The sequence below is a fragment of the Leclercia sp. LTM14 genome (genome assembly GCF_023736175.1).
GTDB lineage: Bacteria > Pseudomonadota > Gammaproteobacteria > Enterobacterales > Enterobacteriaceae > Enterobacter > Enterobacter barmai.
This window is the reverse complement of sequence record NZ_JAIKTT010000008.1, coordinates 108,221-132,397: the sequence shown is the minus strand read 5'-3', so window position 1 is coordinate 132,397 and position 24,177 is coordinate 108,221. Positions and strand designations below refer to the sequence as shown.

Annotated in this window: 20 protein-coding genes and 2 pseudogenes; 10 read left to right on the top strand and 12 right to left on the bottom strand. The window is 57.3% G+C overall.

Translation table 11 applies throughout. From position 1 onward, the window contains the following. Positions 1-37 precede the first annotated feature (37 nt). From K5I40_RS16420 to K5I40_RS16400, 5 genes are all read right to left on the bottom strand, one after another. Positions 38-1,327, bottom strand: a complete 1,290-nt coding sequence (locus K5I40_RS16420) for an ABC transporter substrate-binding protein (protein WP_223075433.1) — start codon at positions 1,325-1,327, stop codon at positions 38-40. Positions 1,328-1,340: 13 nt separating this feature from the next. After that, positions 1,341-2,468, bottom strand: coding sequence for an ABC transporter ATP-binding protein (locus K5I40_RS16415; protein WP_039029880.1), 1,128 nt, complete (start codon positions 2,466-2,468; stop codon positions 1,341-1,343). Positions 2,469-2,480: 12 nt separating this feature from the next. Then, a complete protein-coding gene (locus tag K5I40_RS16410; RefSeq protein WP_039029881.1) occupies positions 2,481-3,383 on the bottom strand; it encodes a carbohydrate ABC transporter permease in 903 nt (300 codons plus the stop codon). Beyond that, positions 3,376-4,266: a carbohydrate ABC transporter permease gene (locus K5I40_RS16405; protein ID WP_039029882.1), complete on the bottom strand. Its 891-nt coding sequence runs from the start codon at positions 4,264-4,266 to the stop codon at positions 3,376-3,378. The genes K5I40_RS16410 and K5I40_RS16405 overlap by 8 nt, the downstream gene beginning before the upstream one ends. Positions 4,267-4,717: 451 nt before the next feature. Beyond that, the gene (locus K5I40_RS16400) at positions 4,718-5,041 is read right to left on the bottom strand and encodes a cupin domain-containing protein (protein WP_114385821.1); all 324 of its coding nucleotides are present in this window, start codon (positions 5,039-5,041) and stop codon (positions 4,718-4,720) included. 137 nt (positions 5,042-5,178) lie between these two features. Here K5I40_RS16400 and K5I40_RS16395 point away from each other — a divergent pair, with 137 nt between their 5' ends. Next, positions 5,179-5,871, top strand: a complete 693-nt coding sequence (locus K5I40_RS16395) for an aspartate/glutamate racemase (protein ID WP_223075432.1) — start codon at positions 5,179-5,181, stop codon at positions 5,869-5,871. On the opposite strand, the gene K5I40_RS16390 is transcribed toward K5I40_RS16395, so the two are convergent. Next, complete coding sequence (locus K5I40_RS16390; RefSeq protein ID WP_223075431.1) at positions 5,858-6,796, bottom strand: LysR family transcriptional regulator; 939 nt, start codon at positions 6,794-6,796, stop codon at positions 5,858-5,860. The genes K5I40_RS16395 and K5I40_RS16390 overlap by 14 nt on opposite strands. Positions 6,797-6,915: 119 nt before the next feature. Here K5I40_RS16390 and lysA point away from each other — a divergent pair, with 119 nt between their 5' ends. Further along, on the top strand, positions 6,916-8,178 hold the full coding sequence (gene lysA, locus K5I40_RS16385; protein ID WP_223075430.1) for a diaminopimelate decarboxylase: 1,263 nt from the start codon (positions 6,916-6,918) through the stop codon (positions 8,176-8,178). Here the strand turns inward: lysA and K5I40_RS16380 are convergent. Then, the gene (locus tag K5I40_RS16380) at positions 8,148-9,185 is read right to left on the bottom strand and encodes a LacI family DNA-binding transcriptional regulator (protein ID WP_039029887.1); all 1,038 of its coding nucleotides are present in this window, start codon (positions 9,183-9,185) and stop codon (positions 8,148-8,150) included. The genes lysA and K5I40_RS16380 overlap by 31 nt on opposite strands. 291 nt (positions 9,186-9,476) lie before the next feature. Between K5I40_RS16380 and K5I40_RS16375 the strand changes: the two are divergent. From K5I40_RS16375 to K5I40_RS16360, 4 genes and pseudogenes are all read left to right on the top strand, one after another. After that, a pseudogene (locus K5I40_RS16375) lies at positions 9,477-10,813 on the top strand (PTS sugar transporter subunit IIC). Next, entirely contained in the window at positions 10,810-12,237 is a 1,428-nt protein-coding gene (locus tag K5I40_RS16370; RefSeq protein WP_223075429.1) for a glycoside hydrolase family 1 protein, read from the top strand. Before K5I40_RS16375 ends, K5I40_RS16370 begins: the two are co-directional and overlap by 4 nt. 90 nt (positions 12,238-12,327) lie before the next feature. Further along, entirely contained in the window at positions 12,328-13,101 is a 774-nt protein-coding gene (locus tag K5I40_RS16365; protein ID WP_039029890.1) for a GntR family transcriptional regulator, read from the top strand. Beyond that, the gene (locus K5I40_RS16360; protein WP_223075428.1) at positions 13,098-13,574 is read left to right on the top strand and encodes a GNAT family N-acetyltransferase; all 477 of its coding nucleotides are present in this window, start codon (positions 13,098-13,100) and stop codon (positions 13,572-13,574) included. The genes K5I40_RS16365 and K5I40_RS16360 overlap by 4 nt, the downstream gene beginning before the upstream one ends. Here the strand turns inward: K5I40_RS16360 and galR are convergent. Beyond that, positions 13,535-14,551 carry an HTH-type transcriptional regulator GalR gene (galR, locus tag K5I40_RS16355; protein ID WP_138370524.1) on the bottom strand — a complete coding sequence of 339 codons (1,017 nt, stop codon included), beginning with the start codon at positions 14,549-14,551 and terminating at the stop codon, positions 13,535-13,537. The two genes, K5I40_RS16360 and galR, sit on opposite strands and share 40 nt — an antisense overlap. Before the next feature lie 422 nt (positions 14,552-14,973). Here galR and aas point away from each other — a divergent pair, with 422 nt between their 5' ends. Next, positions 14,974-17,133, top strand: coding sequence for a bifunctional acyl-ACP--phospholipid O-acyltransferase/long-chain-fatty-acid--ACP ligase (aas, locus tag K5I40_RS16350; RefSeq protein ID WP_223075427.1), 2,160 nt, complete (start codon positions 14,974-14,976; stop codon positions 17,131-17,133). Beyond that, a complete protein-coding gene (gene lplT, locus K5I40_RS16345; RefSeq protein WP_039029894.1) occupies positions 17,126-18,319 on the top strand; it encodes a lysophospholipid transporter LplT in 1,194 nt (397 codons plus the stop codon). Before aas ends, lplT begins: the two co-directional genes overlap by 8 nt. A gap of 106 nt (positions 18,320-18,425) precedes the next feature. On the opposite strand, the gene K5I40_RS16340 is transcribed toward lplT, so the two are convergent. The 4 genes and pseudogenes from K5I40_RS16340 to K5I40_RS16325 form a co-directional block, all read right to left on the bottom strand. After that, positions 18,426-19,466 carry an NADP(H)-dependent aldo-keto reductase gene (locus tag K5I40_RS16340; RefSeq protein WP_039029895.1) on the bottom strand — a complete coding sequence of 347 codons (1,041 nt, stop codon included), beginning with the start codon at positions 19,464-19,466 and terminating at the stop codon, positions 18,426-18,428. Between the two features lie 116 nt (positions 19,467-19,582). After that, the gene (locus K5I40_RS16335; protein ID WP_251929627.1) at positions 19,583-19,831 is read right to left on the bottom strand and encodes a YgdI/YgdR family lipoprotein; all 249 of its coding nucleotides are present in this window, start codon (positions 19,829-19,831) and stop codon (positions 19,583-19,585) included. Between the two features lie 98 nt (positions 19,832-19,929). Further along, positions 19,930-20,622 (bottom strand): DNA mismatch repair endonuclease MutH, encoded by a 693-nt coding sequence (gene mutH / locus K5I40_RS16330; protein ID WP_138370526.1) that lies wholly within the window; start codon positions 20,620-20,622, stop codon positions 19,930-19,932. 143 nt (positions 20,623-20,765) lie between these two features. Further along, positions 20,766-20,864 (bottom strand): annotated as a pseudogene (locus tag K5I40_RS16325) (hypothetical protein); the annotation flags it as partial. A gap of 443 nt (positions 20,865-21,307) precedes the next feature. Here K5I40_RS16325 and rppH point away from each other — a divergent pair. Then, positions 21,308-21,838, top strand: a complete 531-nt coding sequence (gene rppH / locus K5I40_RS16320; RefSeq protein ID WP_223075426.1) for an RNA pyrophosphohydrolase — start codon at positions 21,308-21,310, stop codon at positions 21,836-21,838. 12 nt (positions 21,839-21,850) lie between these two features. Next, complete coding sequence (gene ptsP / locus K5I40_RS16315) at positions 21,851-24,097, top strand: phosphoenolpyruvate--protein phosphotransferase (RefSeq protein WP_039029898.1); 2,247 nt, start codon at positions 21,851-21,853, stop codon at positions 24,095-24,097. Positions 24,098-24,177: the final 80 nt, after the last annotated feature.

Genomic DNA, 24,177 nt, shown 5'->3' with positions numbered 1-24,177 from the left:
ACCGCCTGCGCGGTAGGGTATTGATAACGTAAGGGAATTAGCGCATTGCGCGTTTCAGGATACGTTCAGCCTGACGCTGGAAGTCAGCTGCAGTCTCTTCGACGGTTTTCTGTCCATAGTCGATGTACTGCAGAGAAGTACCGAACTGGGCCACGATCTGCGGGTCGTCAAAGTAGGGCGATACGGAGAGTTTGGCTGGCAGAGACTGCGCCAGACGCAGGCCCGCAACCGCCGGATCGTTCTCTTTGATGGTGCCGTCTTCGGTCAGGTATTTCACCGCCACTTTGCTCAGCGGTACGCCACGCTCCAGACCCAGAGTCTCAACGCCTTCTTTACTGTTCAGCAGGAAGTTGATGACTTTCGCTGCCGCTTCCGGGTTCTTGGTAGATTTACCGATAGAGAGCATCTGGGCTGGTTTGAAGAACAGACCGGCATCCGTTGCGCCCGGCAGCATTGGGTAGCTGCCCAGCTCCAGTTTTGCTGGTGGCTTCAGGTTATCGGAATATTTCTTGATGGTGGAGTTCCACATATAGGTGCCGCCCCATTCACCCTCGATCCACGGCTTCATCTCATACATGTTGCTCTTACCGAACGACGCGTAGTACTTGGTGTCCGGCATTACGTGGCTGTCGATCAGCTTTTTGTAGGTCTGGAAGAACTCAACCCACTGCTCTTTGGTATAGGAGAATTCCTTCGTCTTCTCGTCCACCGCCGGGATGTTGTACTTCTGGATCATGTAAGAGTTCAGCAGCGCCAGGGTATCCTGGTGCTCCAGCACCACCGGGTAGTACTGTTTGCCCAGTTTGCTTTCGAAGGCTTTGCCCGCCGCCATCAGCTCATCCCAGGTTTTCGGGTACTCTACGCCCGCTTTTTTCCAGGCTTCATCGTTGAAGTAGAAGACGCGCGCGGTCACGGAGATTGGAATACCGTTCAGCTTGCCGTTCACCGTGGTGGACTGCAGCTCTTTGGGATCGAACTGAGACAGGTCGATCACGTCCTTCATCTTGTTCAGATCGTAGAAGCCGTCGCCGGTTTTCGAGAAGATCGGCAGCCAGTTCCAGTTGGTCTGCATTACGTCCGGCTCGGTGCCGCCCGCAATCTGCGTGGTCAGACGCGACAGGTGACCGTCCCAGCCGGTGTATTCCGACTTAACGTTAATATCCGGGTTCTGTTTGTGGAACTCTTCCAGAGCTTTCAGGGTGACCTGGTGACGGCCGTTGCCGCCCCACCAGGACATACGCAAATCGGTGCTGTCCGCAGCAAAAGTGGGTAGGGCACTCATTCCAAAGGTAGCGGAGATAACGGCGCTTAAAAGCACTTTTTTCATTTTTATAACTCCATTAAAGAGAGATGTTCTGTTCAGTTTTTGCGTCAAAAATATGACACTTATTCATATCGAACTTAAAGTAAACCTTACGGTGAAGACCCTTGTTGATCATAGGCTTAGCTTCATCGGAAGGGATTCGGGCTGTCAGTTCATACTCGCCAACTTTCAGGTACACGAAGAATTCATGGCCCATGTTCTCGGCGCGGACCATTTCGCCGGTGCAGCACCCTTCGGCAAACGGCTCGTCGGAGATAGAGACAAAGTCAGGGCGAATGCCGTAGAAAATGTCCTGGTTGGCGTAGCTGGCGACTTTCTCTTTCAGCTCAGCGCTTAACGGCAGGGTCTGGTTGCCGATGGTCAGCGCCAGCTGACCGTCTTCCTGCACCAGCCTGCTGGCGCGGATGTTCATCTCCGGTGAGCCGATAAAGCCGGCCACGAACATGTTTTTCGGTTTGTGGTACAGGTTGTCCGGGGTATCCACCTGCATGATGTGGCCGAGCTTCATCACGCAGATGCGGTCGCCCATGGTCATCGCTTCGGTCTGATCGTGCGTCACGTAGACGGTGGTCGCCGGTTTGCCAGAGGCCTTGAGCTGCTTGTGCAGGTCGGAGATACGGATACGCATCGACGCACGCAGTTTGGCGTCGAGGTTCGACAGCGGTTCGTCAAAGAGGAACACGTCTGGCTTTTTCACAATCGCACGGCCCACGGCCACACGCTGGGCCTGACCACCGGAGAGCTGGCGCGGCAGACGGTCCAGCAGCTCTTCCAGCTCGAGAATTTTTGCCGCTTCGTTAACCTGGGATTCAATCTGCGCTTTCGGCAGCTTGCTCAGCTTCAGGCCAAAGGCCAGGTTTTCGCGCACGGTCATGTGCGGATAGAGCGCATAGTTCTGGAACACCATCGCAATCCCGCGCTCTTTTGGCGCGAGGTTGTTAACGATCTTTTCGCCGATGCGCACTTCGCCGCCGCTGATGGTCTCCAGACCGGCCAGCATACGCAGGGTGGTGGACTTGGCGCAGCCGGACGGGCCGACGATGACCATGAACTCCCCTTCAGCGATTTTCAGGTCGATAGCATGTACCGCTTTGAAGCCGTTGGAGTAAACCTTTTCCAGTTTGTTGAAGATAACTTCAGCCATGATATTTCCCTCTTAACCTTTAATTCCGCTGCTGGTTACGCCCTGTACGAAGTAGCGCTGTGCCAGGAAGAAGACAATGATGGATGGCAGAATGGAGATGCTCGCCATTGCCAGAATTTCGTTCCACGGCGCACCTTCGGTGACGTCGATGGACATTTTCAGAGCCAGTGCAATCGGGTATTTATCCACGCTGTAGACATAAATCAGCGGCCCGATAAAGTCGTTCATTGACCACATGAACTGGAACAGCGCCACGGAGATGATGGCTGGCTTCAGGATTGGCACGACCACGTACCACAGCACCTGAATGGAGTTACAGCCGTCAATCTGCGCCGCCTCTTCCATGTCACGCGGTACGCCGCGCAGGAACTGGATCAGCATGAAGACGAAGAACCCTTGCGTGGCGAAGGCCAGCGGCAGGTACAGCGGCATATAGCTGTTCAGCATGCCCATTTCACGGAACATCAGGTACTGAGGGATCAGCAGTACGGTGCTTGGCAGCAACATGGTGGTAATCAGCGTCGCGAACCAGAACTTCTTCCACGGGATCTCGAAGCGGGCAAAGCCGTACGCCACGATGGTGGAGGAGATAATGGTCAGGATCACTTTCGGGATCACATACTTAAAGGTGTTCAGCATGTAATGGCCGAAGTTGTACTCGGTACCGGTTTTCCAGCCGTTTACAAAGCCGTCCCAGGTGGCGTGTGCCGGCCACAGGCTCAGGGTGGTGAAGATCTCGTGGTTCGGTTTGAACGACGCCGAGAACATCCACACCAGCGGATAGAGCATCAGCAGGCCAACAAACAGCAGGATCACATAGCGAATGCCGGCACTAATTTTTTCACGACGCTGGGTACGCGCCACTTCACGCTCTGCGATGCTTCTCGCCGTGGAGAGTTGTTGAATATCAGCCATTTTTGCCTCCCTTATCGGCGGAGTAGAAGACCCAGTATTTCGAAGACTTAAAGGCGATAGCGGCAAAGACAGCAACCACCAGGAACAGGATCCAGGCCAGCGCCGCGCCGTAACCCATGTCAAAGTACTTGAATGCGGTGTCGTAGATGTACAGTGAGAACAGGTAGGTGGAGTAGGTTGGTCCACCGCCGGTAATAACATACGGACCGGTAAATTCCTGGAACGCCTGGGTGGTCTGCATGATGAAGTTAAAGAAGATAACCGGGGTGATCAGCGGCACGGTCACTTTCATGAACATCTGCCATTTAGAGGCACCGTCAATCATGGCGGCTTCGTACTGCGACTGCGGTACGTTTTGCAGGGCGGCGAGGAAAATTACCATCGCGGAGCCGAACTGCCACACGCGCAGCAGGGTGACGGACATCAGCGCCAGGGACGGCTCGCCAAGCCAGTTCACCGCGTCAAAACCAAACACGCCAATAAAGCTGTTAAGCAGGCCATCAATGGCGAACAGCGCACGCCACAGAACGGCGATAGCAACGGAGCTGCCGAGAATGGACGGAATATAGTAAGCGGTACGGAAGAAGCCGATGCCGCGCAATTTAAAGTTCAGAACAAAGGCAATACCCAGCGCAAAGGCCAGCTTCAGCGGGATAGTTAAAAATACGTAGGCAAAGGTCACGCCCATGGATTTCCAGAAGAGGGTATCTTCCGTAAACATGTAGCGATAGTTTTCGATGCCGTTAAATACCGGCGGGCTCATCAAGTCATACTCAGTGAAACTGAGGAAGAACGATGAGACAAAGGGGAAGGCGGTGAAAAGTATCAACCCAATTATGTAGGGTGATATCCACGCCAGCCCCAGCATCTTGTTTTCATTCATACATACCTACCTGGTAATTAAGGGTTTAAAACGGAATCTTTACGCCTGGTGCAAGCCGGTGTTTCAATTTTTTAAAACTTATGAACCATCGTTTTCAAATTGTAAAACGTCGTTTTAATTTATTTTATTGCGATTAAAATCCACGTCATTCGATAAATAGTGGAAATGTGATCAAGGTCGAAACAGCGTTTCAATAAGGTGAGATGGGTGGCATTTTTATCGGTTTGCGCGGAATAGCAAGGTGGAGAGAACCGGCTAAACAGAGGACTTTGCTCAGGTATTCTGGAAATTATTGGCGGTAGATACAAACTACTAATATTTGTAGCAAATCTGTAACATGGCAATTAAGCTAGCGAGGATATAATTAACTTGTTGAATGATTAACGGCTGAAATAACGCGAAATTGCGCTTAAGCATAAAAAAGGCGATGCCGGAGCATCGCCTTTTTCATTTATTTGAGGAAGTCTTCACGCACCGGCGTAAAGGTATCCAGCAGGGTGCCCGGTTTCAGGCAAACGCAGCCGTGCATAATATGCGGCTCCTTATAAAGCGTATCCCCGGCGGTGACGACATGTTTCTCTTCACCGATGGTAAATTCGAACTCGCCGGACAAAACATAGGTCAGCTGCTCATGCGGATGGTTATGCATTGGGCCAACGGCGCCCTGTTCAAAATTAACCTCAACCGCCATCATTTTGCCGTCGTGCGCCAGAATGCGGCGCGTCACGCCGTTACCCAGATCTTCAAGCTGCGTCTCTTTGTGGAAAATAAACATGCTCATGTCCTGTTATATAGTGAAACATCGTTTCATTTAATTTATCCCAGAGAGGGCTAAAAGGAAATGTCGAACCAGAGAACTGGAAACTCGATCACAAGTTTGCTTCACTGGATGAAACCGGAAAGGAGAGCACGATGAAAACGATTGGCCTGTTGGGGGGAATGAGCTGGGAGTCCACCATTCCATATTATCGTCTGATCAACGAAGGGGTAAAACAGCGCCTCGGGGGATTACATTCGGCGAGCCTGCTGCTGCACAGTGTCGATTTCCACGAGATCGAAGCCTGCCAGTCCAGCGGCGACTGGGAAAAGGCCGGGGAGATCCTCGCCACTGCGGCGCTGGGCCTGCAGGGAGCAGGGGCGCAGGCCATTCTGCTCTGTACCAATACCATGCACAAAGTCGCGGAGCAGATTGAAACCCGCTGTTCGCTGCCGTTCCTGCATATCGCCGACGCCACGGGCCGGGCCATCACGGCGGCGGGCATGAACCGCGTGGCGCTGCTCGGCACGCGCTACACCATGGAGCAGGATTTCTACCGCGGACGACTGACGGCGCAGTACGGCATTGAGAGCCTGATCCCGGACGAAGCGGACCGGGCACGTATCAATCAGATTATCTTCGACGAGCTCTGTCTCGGCACCTTCAGCGAGGCGTCACGCCGTTACTATCTTGAGGTGATCCAGAAACTGGCCGATCAAGGCGCGCAGGGGGTGATCTTCGGCTGCACCGAGATTGGCCTGCTGGTTCCGGCGGATGAGAGCCCGATCCCGGTGTTTGATACCGCCGCGATCCACGCCGCCGATGCGGTGGAATTTATGCTTTCGTAACGGGCGAGGCCAGCAGCTGCTCCAGCGGGCCGGTGAGGGCCGCCAGCCCCTGTTGCAGATGCGCGCTGAAGGCGTCCACCAGCGCCGAGGCCGGGCGGTGCAGGGGGCGGATCAGGCTCACCGTAAACGGCACCGAAATACTGAAGCGACGGATCACAATCCCGCTGTCGGCATAATCCAGCGCCGTCAGCGGGTTCACCACCGAAATCCCTACTCCCGCCCGCACCATGGCGCAGATTGATGCCGCGCTGTGGGTCTCCACCACCATCCGCCGTTTCACCTGATGCTCGGCAAAAAGCTGGTCCAGCAGCTGCCGGTAACTGTCGGTGCGCGACAGGCTGATGTAGTTCTCGCCCTGAAAATCCCCCGGCGTCAGCATCGCTTTTTCAGCCAGCGGATGCCCGGCAGGCAGGACGCACACCTCATCTAACGACAGCAGCTCGTGGCGGGCGGTGCCCGCCGGGGTGGCGAGGGTTTCGGTCAGGCCAAGATCGTGGCGCTGGGCCGAGAGCCACTCCTCCAGCAGGGGGGACTCCTGCGGCACGATGGTGAGATTCACATCCGGGTAGCGGGCGAGAAACGGCTGAAGCAGGGCAGGCAGGAATGACTGGGAGAAGACCGGCAGGCAGACGATGGAGAGCTCCCCCTGGCGAAACTCGCGCAGGCTGTCGGCGGCGCTGACGATGCGATCCAGCCCGTACCAGGAGCGCTGCACCTCCTCGAACAGACGCAGCCCCTGCACCGTGGGGTGCAAACGCCCGCGCGTGCGTTCAAACAGCGTCAGGCCGATCACCTTCTCGAAGCGCGCCAGCTCGCGGCTCACCGTCGGCTGGGAGGTGTGCAGCAGACGCGCGGCTTCGGTCAGATTCCCCGCCGTCATCACGGCGTGGAAAATCTCGATATGGCGTAAATTCACAGCGGGCATGGCGGCGACCTCGTTGAACTAATCCATATCATTTTTGCATAGACTGGCGATAAAACGATATTTTTTATTCTCTTCGCGCTGTGGCGTAATCATAAAAAATTGAATTCCCGGAGAGCACCATGCCACGCCCGTTGAACAACACCGATACCTGCCTCAATGCCGACAATCTGCTGCGCCTGCCTGCGGAGTTTGGCTGCCCCGTCTGGGTTTACGACGCGCAGATTATTCGCGACAAGATTGCGGCCCTGCATCAGTTTGACGTGGTGCGTTTTGCCCAGAAAGCCTGCTCCAACATCCATATTCTGCGCCTGATGCGCGAGCAGGGGGTGAAGGTCGACTCCGTGTCGCTGGGTGAAATCGAGCGTGCGCTGGCGGCGGGCTACGATCCCAAGGCCGACAGCGATGCGATTGTCTTTACCGCTGACCTGATCGACAGCGCCACCCTGGCCCGGGTGCACGAGCTGCAGATCCCGGTCAACGCCGGTTCCGTGGACATGCTGGAACAGCTGGGTCAGGTTTCGCCGGGCCACCGCGTCTGGCTGCGCGTTAACCCGGGCTTTGGTCACGGCCACAGCCAGAAGACCAACACCGGCGGCGAGAACAGCAAACACGGCATCTGGTACAGCGATCTGCCTGCCGCGCTGGAAGTTCTGCAGCGCTACAACCTGAAGCTGGTGGGAATTCATATGCACATCGGCTCCGGCGTGGACTACGGTCACCTTGAGCAGGTATGCGGCGCGATGGTGCGCCAGGTGGTTGAGTTTGGTCAGGATCTGGAGGCGATCTCCGCCGGTGGCGGGCTGTCGATCCCGTACCGCGAAGGGGAAGAGGCGATCGATACCGATCACTACTACGGCCTGTGGAACGGCGCGCGCGATAAAATTGCCGCCCATTTGGGCCATGCGGTGAAACTGGAGATCGAACCGGGCCGCTTCCTGGTGGCGGAATCCGGCGTGCTGGTGTCCCAGGTGCGCAGCGTGAAGGCGATGGGCAGCCGTCACTTCGTGCTGATCGACGCGGGCTTCAACGATCTGATGCGCCCGGCGATGTACGGCAGCTATCACCACATTACGGCGCTGGCCGCCGACGGCCGCGATTTAACCCAGGCTGATTTAGTGGAAACGGTGGTCGCCGGTCCGCTGTGCGAATCCGGGGATGTGTTTACCCAGCAGGAGGGCGGGAAAGTGGAAACCCGCGCGCTGCCGCCGGTCGTACCGGGTGATTACCTGGTGCTGCACGATACCGGCGCGTACGGCGCGTCCATGTCATCCAACTACAACAGCCGTCCGCTGCTGCCGGAAGTGCTGTTTGATAACGGCGTGGCGCGTCTGATCCGCCGCCGCCAGACCATTCAGGAACTGCTCGCCCTCGAACTGTTCTGATCGAACCAGGGTCCCGTCGCCACCGAATCGCGTAACACCAGCGTGCCGGTAAAGGGCGGGATCGCTTCGATCGGCTCGCTTTTGACCAGCCGGATGGCCTGATCGATAGCGGTCGTGATCATGTTATCGATAGGCAGGTAGACGGTTGAGAGCGCCGGTTCCAGCCACTTCGCGCACGGCGCGTCGTCGAAGCCGAACAGCGACACGTCTTCAGGAATGCGCAGCCCCGCCTGGTGCAGCGCTTTCGACGAGCCCAGCGCCATATCGTCGTTACAGGCAAACAGGGCGCTGAACGGCACCTTCTCGTTCAGCAGCTCCTGACACAGCTCGTACCCGCGCGTCATCCCCGAATCGCCATACTTCACCCGGTTTTCATCCCAGGGAATACCGTGCTTTTCCAGCGCCTGGCGATAGCCCATCAGTCGCGCCTTACCGGTAGGGGTGTGGATCGGCACGGTCATGCAGGCGATCTCCCGGTGGCCCTGGCTTATCAGATACTCCACCGCGTTGAAGGCCGCCTCCTGCTGCTCGAAGAACACGCAGCGCTCCCGCGCCTGGCTGACGTCACGGTTGATGACGATAAGCGGCATCTGCACGCTGTTGATGAGCTTCATGATCGCTTTTTCGCTCATATAGCGGGTGTAGAGCACGATGGCATCGCACTGGCGGTCGGCCAGCATCTGCACCGCTTCCTCTTCCCGCTCCGGGGTGTCGTGACCGTCGGTGACAATCAGCTGCTTCCCGTGCGTTTCTGTCTGTCGGGAGGCCTGCTGCAGCAGGCGACCAAAGTAAAAACCGTCAAAGGTCGAGACCACCAGACCAATGCTGTTGCTGGTCCGGTTCGCCAGGGATCGCGCCAGGAAGTTGGGACGATAGCCCAGCTCTTCCATCGCGTTAAAGACCTGCTGACGGGTGCTCTCTTTTACCTGACCTGTGCCGTTCAGTACGCGCGACACCGTGGCTTTCGACACGCCCGCGCGCAGTGAGACATCCAGCATTGTTGCCATTCGCTATTCCTGCTTCCACGTTATGCACCGAAGTTTATCACAGACGTTCAGGGGCATAAGCCGGGCGGGAGGGGGAAAACCCCCATCAGGATCACGCTTTCTGGTTACGGGTAGCGTACCGGGCAAAAGTGGCATACCAAAGTGACGATAATTCACACTCCGGGATACCTCTTACCGCGTTGGGAGCTTAATCACAGAACAAATTCTCACCAGAAGCTATTTTTGGTATGCCAATAGAAGCCGGCTGAACACCTTATCCCAATAAAGGCCCTTTTACTGAGGTATTACCCCATGGCATTACAGGAAAAACTGATCAACTCTCTGGGCAGTTTCGCCACGAAGTTCAACAGTTATCGCTATATCATGGCGATAAAGTCCGCCTTCATCACCTTAATGCCGGTCATCATTGTTGGCGCATTTTCGGTGCTGATCTCCAACATGGTGCTGGATCCAAAGAACGGCTTAGCCAGTTTCCAGTCGCTCTCTTTTCTGGCCGCGCTGAAACCCATCACCAGCGCCCTGAACTACGCCACGCTTAACTTCCTCAATATCGGGGCCGTGTTCCTGATCGGTATTGAGCTTGGGCGCATTAACGGCATCAAGTCGCTGTTCCCCGGCCTGCTGGCGGTGATCTGCTTTATCTGCGTTACCCCGACTACCGTTGAGATGATGGTTGATGGCGAAATGCACATGGTCAAAGATGTGCTCCTGCGCCAGTTCTCTGATACCCGCAGCCTGTTCCTCGGCATGTTTATCGCCATCCTGTCGGTGGAGATTTACTGCTGGCTGGAGGGGCGTCCGGGACTGAAAATCAAGATGCCGGACACCGTCCCGCCTAACGTGTCGGCCTCGTTCTCGGCGCTGATCCCGGCAATCATCACTACCACCACCATCGCCACCTTCGGCTTTGTATTCCATCAGGTCACCGGCATGTACCTCTACGATGCGGTATACCAGGTGGTGCAGCAGCCGCTGGAGCGCGTAGTGCAAAGCCTGCCGGGCATTCTGCTGCTGATGTTCGTCGCCCAGCTGTTCTGGGTGATTGGGATCCACGGCAATCAGATGATCAAACCGATCCGCGAGCCACTGCTGCTGGGGGCGATCACCGTAAACATGAGCGCCTTTGAGCAGGGAAAAGAGATCCCGAACATCATCACCATGCCGTTCTGGGATGTGTACATGAGCATCGGCGGTTCGGGCTTAACCATCGGCCTGCTGATCGCGGTGATGATCGGCACCAAACGCAAAGAGATGAAGGAGATCGCCAAGCTCTCTATCGGCCCGGGGATCTTTAACATCAACGAGCCGGTGATCTTCGGTATGCCAATCATGCTCAACCCGATTCTGGCGATCCCGTTCATCATCACCCCGCTGGTGACCGGCTCCATCGGCTACTTCGCCACGGTTACCGGTTTTGCCGGCAAGCCGTGGTGATGGTGCCCTGGACCACGCCGCCGCTGATCAACGCCTGGCTCTCTACCGCCGGTTCGATGGGGGCGGTGATCACCCAGGGTATCTGCATCATCACCGCCGTTCTTATCTATCTGCCGTTCGTGAAGATCGCATCACGCCGTGCGGAACAGGCCGCGATTCAGGCCGCAAATCAGGAGGCGACGAATAACGCATGAGCATTAAACAGATGACTATCCCCGGGGACTTTATCCTCGGGGCGGCGGCCTCCGCCTGGCAAACCGAGGGCTGGAGCGGCAAAAAAGCCGGGCAGGACTCCTGGATCGACCTCTGGTACAAAAACGATCGCCAGGTGTGGCATAACGGCTACGGCCCGGCGGTGGCGACCGATTTCATCAACCGTTTCCGTGAAGACGTGGCGCTGATGAAGCAGGCCGGGCTGACCCACTACCGCACCTCCATCAACTGGTCGCGTTTTCTCACCGACTATGAAAACGCGACGGTGGATGAGGAGTACGCCGCGTATTACGACGCCCTGTTCGCCGAGATGCACCGTCAGGGCATTGAGCCGATGATCTGCCTCGAACACTACGAGCTGCCGGGCACCCTGCTGGAAACCTACGGCGGCTGGGCGTCGAAGCACGTGGTGGAGCTTTTCACCCGCTACGCCGAAAAGGTCTTTGCCCGCTATCACCATGTGGTGACGCGCTGGTTTACCTTTAACGAGCCGATTGTGGTCCAGACCCGGGTCTACCTTGACGCCCTGCGCTGGCCCTATGAGCAGAATACCCACACCTGGATGCAGTGGAACCACCACAAGGTGCTGGCGACGGCGAAGGTAGTGAAGTTGTTCCGCGAGAAGGGCTATCGCGGCACGGTGGGCTGCATTCTTAACCCGGAAGTGACCTATCCCCGTTCCCGCGCCGCCCACGACGTAAAGGCCGCGGAGATCTACGACCTGTTCTACAACCGGGTGTTCCTCGATCCGCTGGTGCACGGTCGCTATCCGCAGGAGCTGTTCACCCTGCTGGAAAAACATCAGGTGCAGTGGGAGTACAGCGAGGACGAGCTGGCCCTGATTGCCGCCAATACCGTCGATGAACTGGGGATCAACCTCTATTACCCGCACCGGGTGAAGGCCCCGTCCCGGGCCTGGCATCCCGACACGCCGTTCCATCCGGCGTACTACTACGAACCGTTTGAACTCCCGGGGCGGCGGATGAACACCTCCCGCGGGTGGGAGATCGCCCCGCGCATCATTTACGACATGGCGATGCGTATCAAAAATGACTACCGCAACATCGACTGGTTCGTTGCTGAAAGCGGAATGGGGGTCGAAAACGAAGGCCAGTACCGCAACAGCGACGGGGTGATCGAGGATAACTACCGCATTAATTTCATCAGCGAACATCTTTACTACACGCTGCTGGCGCGGGAGGAGGGGGCCAACTGTCACGGCTACATGCTATGGGCCTTCACCGATAACGTCTCGCCGATGAACGCCTTTAAAAACCGCTACGGTCTGATTGAGATCGATCTGGCGAACAATCGTGCCCGACGCGCCAAAAAATCGGCCAGCTGGTTCCGGCAACTGCGCGATGAGCGCGTGCTGACCCTGACCATCGACGATGAATGGAAGTAGGCGAAGATCGCGACGATTCTGCTAACATAGTGCCCAAACTGGCCGGGAGGATGCCCGGCCCGCGCATTAACTCAGAGTACAGGTGATAACGTGGATAAGGCTGTCGTCCCGGCGGAAAAGAAGCAGTACCAGGAGATTGGCGAGGATTTGCGCGCCCAGATCATCCAGGGGCACTATCCCGTGGGCTCACGTCTGCCGCCGGAGCGCAATATCGCGGAAACCTACGGCGTCAGCCGTACCATCGTGCGTGAGGCGCTGCTGATGCTGGAGCTGCAGGGCACCGTGGATATTCGCCAGGGTTCCGGGGTCTACGTGATGCGCATACCCGAAGAGCACGAGAACGAGGAAGAGCGCCTGTTAACAAGCGACGTCGGCCCGTTCGAGATCCTGCAGGCGCGCCAGCTGCTGGAAAGCAACATCGCCGCCTTTGCTGCGAAGATGGCGACCCGGGCGGACATCGACAACCTGCGCCGCATCATCGAGCAGGAGCAGCGGGCCATCGCCGCCAACGACAACAGCCAGGACAACAGCAAGATGTTCCATCTGGTGCTGGCGGGGGCCACGCAGAATCAGATGCTGCTGGCGACCGTCGAAAGCGTCTGGCACAACATGGACAGCAGCCCGCTCTGGCAGCAGTTTAATGCCCACATTGCCAGCCGGGCGTACCGCCTGAAGTGGCTGGGCGACCGTCAGACCATTCTCGCCGCCCTGCGCCGACGCGACGTAATGGGGGCCTGGCAGGCGATGTTCCAGCATCTGGAAAATGTCAAAAAGAGCCTGCTGGAGCTCTCCGACGAGGACGCCCCGGACTTTGACGGTTATCTTTTTGATTCGGTTCCCATTTTTCAGGGGAAGCCGGTGTGAATATTCAGCCGCTGTACGCCGCCCCGCAGCACGCGGAGCAGGTGACCGACTGGCTGTGGCAGGCCTTTGGCGACGGCGTGCCGCGCGCGTTTTTCGAAAGCATTGTGATCCACAGCCAGACCCCTGGCGCGCTGCCGCTCACCTTTATTGCCACCGAGGGGGAACGCCTGCTCGGCACGGTGGGGTTATGGCGCTGCGATCTAATCACTCGCCAGGATCTCTGCCCCTGGCTGGCGGCGCTGTACGTTGACGACGCCGCGCGCGGGCAGGGGCTGGCGGGGAAATTACAGCAGCACGTTCAAGCCCATGCCGCAGGGCTCGGGTATCGCGAGCTGCATCTCTGGTCCGCCTGCCGCGATTTTTATGAGCGCTACGGCTGGCACTACATCGGCGACGGTCTGGAATACCCGGACAAAACCGTGCATCTCTACCGCTATTCGCTGGCCGACTCGGCCGGCGGCACAACGGAGTGACGACGCACCAGCGTCGGGCTGAAGACGTGGGTGATTTCCGGCGGCTGGCGTTTATCCGCCAGGGATAGCGCGAGCTCCGCCGCCTGCGTCGCCATGGTGACGATAGGGTAGCGCACCGTGGTCAGGCGCGGTCGCACGTAGCGCGAGATCAGAATGTCATCGAAGCCGATCAGCGAAATATCCCCCGGCACGTCAATCCCGTTATCGTTCAGCACCCCCATCGCCCCGGCGGCCATCGAGTCGTTGTAACAGGCGATCGCCGTAAAGTTACGTCCGCGCCCCAGCAGCTCGGTCATCGCCTGCTCGCCGCCGCGCTCGTCGGGTTCCCCGTAGGTGACCAGGCGATCGTTGCAGGGAATGTCGTTTTCGCGCAGCGCATCGTAGTAACCCTGTAGCCGGTCTTCGGCGTCGGAAATGGGATGGTTAGAACATAGGTAGCCGATGCGGGTATGCCCCTGTTGGATCAAGTGTCGGGTGGCAAGCCAGGCGCCATAGCGATCGTCCAGCGCCACGCAGCGCTGCTCGTAGCCGGGAATAATGCGGTTCACAATCACCATGCCGGGGATCTGCTTCATCAGATGCACCAGCTCCTCATCCGACAGCTTTTTGGCATGCACCACCAGCGCCGCGCAACGATGGCGGATCAGCTGTTCAATCGCCTGCCGCTCTTTCTGCTCATTGTGGTAGCCATTGCCGATCAGCAGGAAGTTGCCGGTCTGGTAGGCCACCTGCTCGACGGCTTTCACCATCGCGCCGAAAAAGGGATCGGAGACATCGCCCACCACCAGCCCGACGGTATCGGTGGACTGCTGAGCCAGCGCGCGGGCGTTAGCGTTGGGGTGATAGTTCAGGGACTCCATGGCGGTCAGCACCGCCTGGCGGGAGGTTTCACTGGCTTTAGGGGAGTTATTGATAACGCGCGAAACCGTGGCGACGGAAACACCCGCCATTCGGGCCACATCCTTAATAGTCGCCATTCTCTACCTTCTTGTTGGGGTAAGCGTTTACACATCAAATAGTGTTGCGGAAAAGTGAGGTGTATTCAAGCGCAGGGCGGTGAGGCAATTCACAAAGGTGATAAACGTAATCTGAAAGTGTGTAATCGTTACACAGCGAAGCGTGACAGACGCGGGTGAATTTGAATCTTTGGTTACACTTTGCCTCAGGCTGTTGCGATTGTCTGCTGGCAGGGAATTAACCCCCGTTGCTACAGTTGAGATCCCAGAGGTATTGATTGGTGAGAATTCTTAGTACGTACTGCGTACTCATCTCTTGCACCAACCTGCGCAGATGCGCAGGTTTTTTTTGTCTCTATCCGGCTGTCGCTCCCACCGCACTTCTCGTGTAATCTGCCACAATTTACCGTAACCCTACTCATTGAAAGGCAAAGGAAGTTGACATGCTATTTGGGTTTTTCCGCACCTTATTTCGAATTCTGTTTCGCGTCCGTCTGACTGGCGACACCCAGGCACTGCACGCGGAGCGCGTTCTTATTACCCCTAATCACGTCTCCTTTATAGACGGCATTCTGCTGGCGCTGTTTTTACCCGTGCGCCCGGTGTTTGCGGTCTACACCTCCGTGAGCCAGCAGTGGTACATGCGCTGGCTGACAAAACTCATTGATTTTGTTCCGCTCGATCCGACCAAGCCGATGATGATCAAACATCTGGTGCGTCTGATTGGCCAGGGGCGTCCGGTGGTGATCTTCCCGGAAGGGCGAATCTCGATCACCGGCTCGCTGATGAAAATCTATGACGGCGCAGGCTTCGTGGCGGCGAAATCCGGGGCGACGGTGGTGCCGCTGCGTATTGAAGGCGCGGAGCTTACCTTTTTCAGCCGCCTGAAAGGGCTGGTAAAACAGCGCATGTTCCCGCGCATCACCCTTCACCTGCTGCCACCAACCACCCTGCCGATGCCCGACGCGCCACGCGCCCGCGACCGGCGTAAAATCGCCGGTGAGATGCTCCACCAGATCATGATGGAAGCCCGGATGGCGGTGCGCCCGCGCGAAACGCTGTATGAATCGCTGCTGTCGGCGATGTACCGTTACGGGGCGAAGAAGAACTGCATCGACGACATTAATTTTGCCCCCGATACCTATCGCAAGCTATTGACCAAAACGCTGTTTGTTGGCCGCATCCTTGAGAAATACAGCCAGCAAGGGGAGAAGATCGGCCTGATGTTGCCAAACGCAGGGATTAGCGCGGCAGTTATTTTTGGTGCCGTCTCCCGCAGACGTATTCCGGCGATGCTCAACTACACCGCAGGGGTGAAAGGGCTCAGTAGCGCCATCACCGCCGCGCAGATCAACACCGTGTTCACCTCCCGCACCTTCCTCGATAAAGGCAAACTCTGGCATCTGCCGGAGCAGCTCACCCAGGTGCGCTGGGTATTCCTCGAAGATCTTAAGGCGGAAGTAACCACCGGTGACAAGCTGTGGATTTTTGCCCACCTGCTGGCGCCGCATCTGGCGCAGGTGAAGCAGCAGCCGGAAGATGCGGCCGTGATCCTGTTTACCTCCGGCTCGGAGGGGAATCCGAAAGGGGTGGTTCACAGCCATAAAAGCCTGCTGGCTAACGTCGAACAGATCAAAACCATCGCCGATTTTACTGCCCGGGATCGCTTTATGTCGGCGCTGCCGCTGTTCCACTCCTTTGGCCTGACAGTGGGGCTGTTCACGCCGCTGCTGACCGGTGCCGAAGTGTTCCTCTACCCGAGCCCGCTGCACTACCGCATCGTGCCGGAGCTGACCTACGATCGGAACTGCACGGTGATCTTCGGCACCTCGACGTTCCTCGGCAACTACGCGCGCTTTGCCAATCCGTATGATTTCCATCGCGTGCGCTACGTGGTGGCCGGGGCGGAAAAACTGCAGGAGAGCACCCGCCAGCTGTGGCAGGACAAGTTTGGCCTGCGCATTCTGGAAGGCTACGGCGTGACCGAGTGCGCGCCGGTGGTCTCCATTAACGTGCCGATGGCGGCAAAACCCGGCACCGTCGGGCGCATTCTGCCGGGGATGGACGCGCGTCTGCTGGCCGTACCGGGTATTGAAGAGGGCGGACGCCTGCAGCTGAAAGGGCCGAACGTCATGAACGGCTACCTGCGGGTGGAAAACCCTGGCGTGCTGGAAGCGCCGACGGCGGAAAACATCAACGGCGAAGTGGAAACCGGCTGGTACGACACCGGCGATATCGTGCGCTTTGATGAGCAGGGCTACGTGCAGATCCAGGGCCGCGCCAGGCGCTTCGCCAAAATCGCCGGTGAAATGGTGTCGCTGGAGATGGTCGAACAGCTGGCGATGGCCGTATCGCCTGACAAAATGCACGCCACCGCGGTGAAAGCCGATGCCAGCAAAGGTGAAGCGCTGGTGCTTTTTACCACCGACAGCGAGCTGAAACGCGAGCAGCTTCTGCAGCATGCGCGTGAACATGGCATCCCTGAGCTGGCCGTGCCGCGCGATATTCGTTATCTCAAGCAACTTCCGGTATTGGGCAGCGGTAAACCGGACTTTGTCACCCTCAAAGGCATGGTTGATCAGGTGGAGTCGCATAATGAGTGAGTCAGTACCCACTAACACCTCCATCTGGTCGAGAGGGATGATGGCGGTAACCGCCGCCCAGTTCCTCTCTGCCTTTGGTGATAACGCGCTGCTGTTTGCCACTCTGGCGCTGCTGAAATCTCAGTTTTACCCGGACTGGAGCCAGCCGATCCTGCAGATGGTGTTTGTGGGCGCTTACATCCTTTTTGCCCCCTTTGTCGGCCAGGTGGCGGACAGTTTCGCCAAAGGGCGGGTGATGATGTTTGCCAACAGCCTGAAACTGCTGGGGGCGGCCAGCATCTGCTTTGGCGTGAATCCGTTCATTGGCTACACGCTGGTGGGGATCGGAGCGGCCTCCTACTCACCGGCCAAGTACGGCATCCTGGGGGAGCTCACCACCGGAGATAAGCTGGTTAAAGCTAACGGGCTGATGGAGGCCTCGACCATTGCGGCGATCCTGCTGGGTTCGATGGCGGGCGGTGTGCTGGCCGACTGGCACGTGCTGGCGGCGCTGGGCGTTTGCGCCCTGATGTATGCCGGGGCGGTGATCGCCAACCTGTTTATCCCGAAACTGCCGGCGGCGCGTCCGGGACAGTCCTGGCGCTTTACGCCGATGACCGCCAGCTTCTTTAACGCCTGCCGCGTGCTGTGGCATAACGGCGAAACCCGCTTCTCGCTGCTGGGTACCAGCATGTTCTGGGGTGCGGGCGTCACGCTGCGCTTCCTGCTGGTGCTGTGGGTGCCGACGGCGCTGGGGATCACCGATAACGCCACGCCAACCTATCTCAACGCTATGGTGGCGGTGGGGATCGTGTTGGGTGCCGGGGCGGCGGCGAAACTGGTGACGCTGCAAAACGTGGCCCGCTGCATGCCCGCCGGGATTTTGATTGGTGTGATGGTACTGATCTTTGCCCTGCAACATGCGCTGTTACCCGCCTATGCGCTGCTGTTCCTGATGGGGATCTGCGGCGGCTTCTTTGTGGTGCCGCTGAATGCGCTGCTGCAGGAGCGCGGGAAGCATACCGTCGGGGCAGGGAACGCCATTGCGGTGCAAAACCTCGGCGAAAACGCCGCCATGCTGCTGATGCTCGGGCTTTACTCGCTGGCGGTAAAAGTGGGTGTGCCGGTGGTGGGCATTGGCGTCGGGTTTGGCGGCCTGTTTGCGCTGGCGATTGCGGCACTGTGGGTGTGGCAGCGTCGGCGGTGATTTTGACCTTGTAGGCCCGGCAAGCAAAGCGCCGCCGGGCGATTATGCGGCATCGGAGCGACTTGTCGGGTGGCGGCTACGCCTTACCCGACCTACGTTGCTTTTTTTACGGGGCCGGGTAGGTATACACCTGATGCACCGCTTCAATCTCCGCTAACACCTCTTCGCTCAGCTCCAGATGGAAGCTTTCGACGTTGGTTTTCAGCTGCTCCATGGTGGTCGCGCCCAGCAGGGTGCTGGCAACAAACGGCTGACGGCGTACAAACGCCAGCGCCATCTGCGCCGGATCCAGCCCGTGACGTTTCGCGATATCCACATAGGCCGCCACTGCTTTTTGCGTCTGCTCACCGCTGTAACGGGTAAAGCGGCTGAACAGGGTATTACGCGCGCCCGCTGGTTTTGCACCGTTCAGATATTTACCGGTCAGGGTGCCAAAGCCGAGGCAGGAGTACGCCAGCAGCTCAACGCCTTCATACTGGCTCACTTCCGCCAGACCCACCTCATAGCTGCGGTTCAGCAGGCTGTACGGGTTCTGAATGGTGACAATTCGCGGCAGATCGTGTTTGTCCGCCAGGTGCAGATAACGCATCACGCCAAACGCCGTTTCGTTAGAGACGCCGATGTAGCGGATTTTGCCCGCACGCTGGCACTCAGTTAACGCTTCCAGGGTTTCCAGCAGCGTAACGACGGGGGCGCTGTCGCTCCAGCTGTAGCCCAGCTTGCCAAAGCAGTTTGTTGCGCGCTGCGGCCAGTGAACCTGATAGAGGTCAAGATAATCGGTCTGCAGACGCGTCAGGCTGGCATCCAGCGCGGCGCGAATGTTTTTACGGTCGAGGATCTGATTCGGGCGAATGCCGCTGTCATTATTGCGGGACGGTCCGCTGACCTTGGAGGCCACTACCAGCTTTTCGCGGTTACCGCGTTTTGCCAGCCAGTTGCCGACGTAAGTTTCGGTTAATCCCTGGGTTTCCGGACGCGGTGGGACCGGGTACATCTCTGCCACGTCAATCAGGTTAATGCCCTGGCTGACGGCGTAATCGAGTTGTGCATGGGCATCGGCTTCGCTATTTTGTTCACCAAATGTCATCGTGCCCAACCCCAGTTGGCTTATCTCAAGAGCGCTATGGGGGATACGGTGATAATGCATAGCCGGCTTCCTTATTAGACATGTTAACTGCGTCAGGAAACTCCCGACAAAGGAATATAAACATGACAGAGAGGAAGCGAAAAATCAAAAGGCCAGCAAACTGCTGACCTTTCTTACTATCTTTCGATAATCTGGGAAACTTCGTCGCGGTTAATCTGCATATTGTTACCCTGCTGATCGCGGTAGCTGACCAGCCCGGTATCATCGTCGACTTCGGGTTTGCCGTCGGTCAGGATCATGCGACCATCTTTTGTCGCCATGACGTAATCGCTGCTACAACCTGAAACGGCAAACGCTAAACCAACAGCCGAGATTATTACTGCCCATTTTTCATCTTTATGACCTCCACCTGGCTCGTATCTCATCTTAGTGTAGTAATAACTCCGCAGAGGGTTTTCTAAAAGCGGTGAAATCTGAAAAAACAGGCAAATATGTGATAAACGGCAAGATTCCGTTTAAAAAGTTACGTATTCAGTAAAAAATGACGCGCCAGCAACGCGCCCGTGAAGTTCTTTTTCAAATAAAAGCCCCGGGGCAGGGTGAGGATCGGTTCGCCACGCGCGCCGATGGCTTCGGTGAGGGCTTTGCTGTTGGCGGCTTTTGGCCGTAGCTGAAGCACTTCGCCGTGGCGGGCGGTGATGCGTTCAACCTGGCCCAGCACGATCATGTCCATTAACTCTTCCCAGTCCAGACGCAGCTGACGATCTTCCTCTTCGTCCGGGCTCCAGATCAACGGCGCTCCGACGCGGCGATCGGCCAGCGGGATCGCGCGATCCCCCTCGACCGGGATCCACAGTACGCGCTTCAGCTTATGCCGCACGTGACTGCTCTCCCAGGTGATGCCCGTGTTGCCGGTTAACGGTGCGACGCAGACAAACGTTGTCTCCAGCGGGCGGCCCGCGCTGTCGATGGGAATGGTCTTCAGCTCAACACCCAATGCGGCAAAATCCTGTTCAGGTTTACTGCCCGCGCTGGCCCCCAGCCATAGCTCCAGCAGCACGCCCGTCCATCCTTTATCACGCCTGAGATCGGGAGGAATGGGCAGGCCAGCCAGAGCGGCGAGTTCACCCAGCGAGTATCCCGCCAGGCGCTGCGCCTGTTGCAGTAACACCGCTTCGGATGCAGGGGGAGAAGTCAGGGGAGCCAGGGGGAGCATGGTTATTGCCTTTTGGTTAAAAAGTGAACAGCAGTTTTCCACCGCACAGGGAGAGTTTATCTTTTTCTTTTTGCATGCGCCAGGTGAATGATTTATATGTATTTTTATTGCTTTTGTTCGCTATGCTGCTAAGTGGATATCCCGGTTGTCCAAAACTGGTCACTGACAATAAACAGGATCTTACACCCACTTATCCACAGAAAAATGGGATAACTGGGAATAACCCCTACTACTGTTTCCATTTACAGCCTTGACGTGGGACGAAAATCGAAAAATCAGACAAAATGTGCCTAACTTATTGGCACAATCTGTGGATAAAATCAACGTTGTTCGATCTTTCATCAGCTCCAGGATCTTTCTGGTGACCTGCATCACACTATGCTGTGTATTTCACACAATTCATAATTTAACTACATGAAATATAGAGAGTTGTAAAAATCGCTAATCTCTGCAATATTCAGAGTGATCTGGGTTGTCCATCGGTAATTCCACACTTCTTCACAACTCTATCCACAGAAAAAGTGAATAAAATTGCCCTTTTGAGCGGTCATCTGTTTATAACTCAGCTGATAATTGTGAGTTATTCAAATGTTATTAGGCTCCAGGCCACAAAGAGAGTGGTTTACCGCCTCTCTGGAGTGTGAAACAATCGTTTATATATAAGGTTTAGTTTTGGGGTAGTCCGGTGATTGATGACGATGGCTACCGCCCGAATGTAGGTATCGTAATTTGTAATCGCCAGGGTCAGGTAATATGGGCCCGGCGATATGGTCAGCACTCCTGGCAATTTCCCCAAGGGGGGATTAACCCGGGAGAGTCCGCAGAGCAAGCGATGTATCGGGAGCTGTTCGAAGAAGTTGGCTTAAGCCGCAAGGATGTCCGCATTCTGGCTTCGACCCGCAACTGGTTGCGTTACAAGTTACCGAAGCGTTTGGTGCGTTGGGACACAAAGCCGGTATGTATCGGCCAGAAACAGAAATGGTTTCTTCTGCAATTGGTGAGCAGCGATGCGGATATCAATATGCAAACCAGCAGCACGCCGGAGTTCGATGGCTGGCGCTGGGTCAGCTACTGGTATCCCGTTCGTCAGGTCGTGTCATTTAAGCGCGACGTTTACCGCAGGGTAATGAAAGAGTTCGCAAGTGCCGTAATGATGCTTCAGGAGGCCCCTCCTAAGCCGCAGAGCGCACCTGCCTGGCGACGTAAAAGAGGTTAAGCTACGCACATTATGCTCACCCGCCTGCGCGAAATAGTCGAGAAGGTGGCCAGTGCCCCACGGCTCAACGAGGCGCTGGATATTCTGGTCACGGATATCTGCCTTGCGATGGAAACCGAGGTATGTTCGGTCTATCTGGCCGACCACGACCGCAGGTGTTACTACCTTATGGCCACGCGCGGATTAAAAAAACCGCGTGGCCGTACCGTTGCGCTGGCGTTTGATGAAGGCGTTGTGGGTCTGGTCGGGCGTCTGGCTGAACCCATCAACCTTGCCGATGCACAAAAGCACCCCAGCTTTAAATATATCCCCTCGGTAAAAGAGGAGCGCTTCCGCGCCTTCCTCGGCGTGCCGATTATCCAGCGTCGTCAATTGCTGGGCGTGCTGGTGGTTCAGCAGCGTGAACTGCGTCAGTACGACGAAAGCGAAGAGTCCTTCCTCGTTACGCTGGCCACGCAAATGGCGGCGATCCTCTCCCAGTCTCAGCTTGCTGCACTCTTTGGTCAGTACCGGCAGACGCGCATTCGCGCCTTACCGGCCTCACCTGGTGTGGCGATCGCAGAAGGCTGGATGGACGCCACGCTGCCGCTGATGGAGCAGGTTTACGAAGCCTCGACGCTGGACACAGCCCTTGAACGCGAACGCCTGACCGGCGCGCTGGAAGAGGCCGCTAACGAGTTTCGCCGCTACAGCAAGCGCTTTGCTGCCGGCGCGCAAAAAGAGACGGCGGCGATCTTCGATCTCTACTCGCACTTGCTGTCCGATGCCCGACTGCGCCGGGAACTGTTTGACGAAGTCGACCGTGGCTCCGTGGCGGAGTGGGCGGTCAAAAAGATCATCGAAAAATTCGCCGAACAGTTTGCCGCCCTGACCGATGGCTATCTGAAAGAGCGTGCCGGGGATCTGCGTACTTTAGGTCAGCGCCTGCTGTTCCATCTCGATGACACCATTCAGGGGGCCAATACCTGGCCACCGCGCTTTGTGCTGGTGGCGGATGAGCTCTCTGCGACCACGCTCGCGGAATTGCCGCAGGACAGGCTGGCCGGGATCGTGGTCCGCGACGGTGCTGCTAACTCCCATGCCGCCATTATGGTGCGCGCGCTTGGGATCCCGACCGTTATGGGCGCTGATATTCAGCCCTCTGCGCTGCACCGGCGAACCCTGGTGGTTGACGGCTATCGCGGCGAGCTGCTGGTCGATCCTGAACCGGTCCTGCTGCAGGAATATCAAAAGCTTATCAGCGAAGAGAACGAGCTGAGCCGCCTGGCGGAAGATGACGTTAACCAGCCCGCCGCGCTGAAAAGCGGCGAGCGGATCAAGGTGATGCTCAATGCCGGGTTAAGTCCGGAACACGAAGAGAAGCTCGGCAGCCGCATCGATGGCATCGGTCTCTATCGCACGGAAATCCCGTTTATGCTGCAAAGCGGCTTCCCCTCTGAGGAGGAGCAGGTCGCGCAGTATCAGGGCATGTTGCAGATGTTCAACGACAAACCGGTGACGTTACGTACCCTGGACGTTGGCGCGGATAAACAGTTGCCCTATATGCCCATCAGCGAAGAGAACCCGTGCCTGGGCTGGCGCGGGATCCGCATCACTCTCGATCAGCCGGAGATCTTCCTGATCCAGGTGCGCGCCATGCTGCGTGCCAATGCGGCGACCGGCAACCTCAGTATCCTGCTGCCGATGGTCACCAGCATTGATGAGATCGATGAGGCTCGTCGTCTGATTGAACGTGCCGGGCGTGAAGTCGAAGAGATGATCGGCTACGAAATACCGAAACCGCGTATCGGCGTGATGCTGGAAGTTCCGTCGATGGTCTTTATGCTTCCGCAGCTGGCTGCTCGCGTCGACTTTATTTCGGTGGGCACCAACGACCTTACCCAGTACATGCTGGCGGTAGATCGCAACAACACCCGGGTGGCGAGCATTTACGACAGTCTGCATCCGGCGATGCTGCGTGCGCTGGCGATGATTGCCCGCGAGGCGGAAGCGAACGGTATCGACCTGCGTTTATGCGGCGAGATGGCTGGCGACTCCATGTGTGTGGCGATCCTGATTGGCCTCGGCTTCCGCCACCTCTCCATGAACGGTCGATCTGTGGCCCGCGTGAAGTATCTGCTGCGCCATATTGACTATGAAGAGGCCCAGCAGCTGGCGCAGCGCAGCCTTGAAGCACAGCTGGCGACGGAAGTGCGTCATCAGGTGGCGGCCTTTATGGAACGTCGCGGCATGGGCGGGCTGATCCGCGGCGGGCGTTAAGCCCCGGGTATCCCTCGACCTTCGGGCAGAGGGATACAACCCCCTATACACATCTTTTACATCTCCGGCGCAACCTCCAC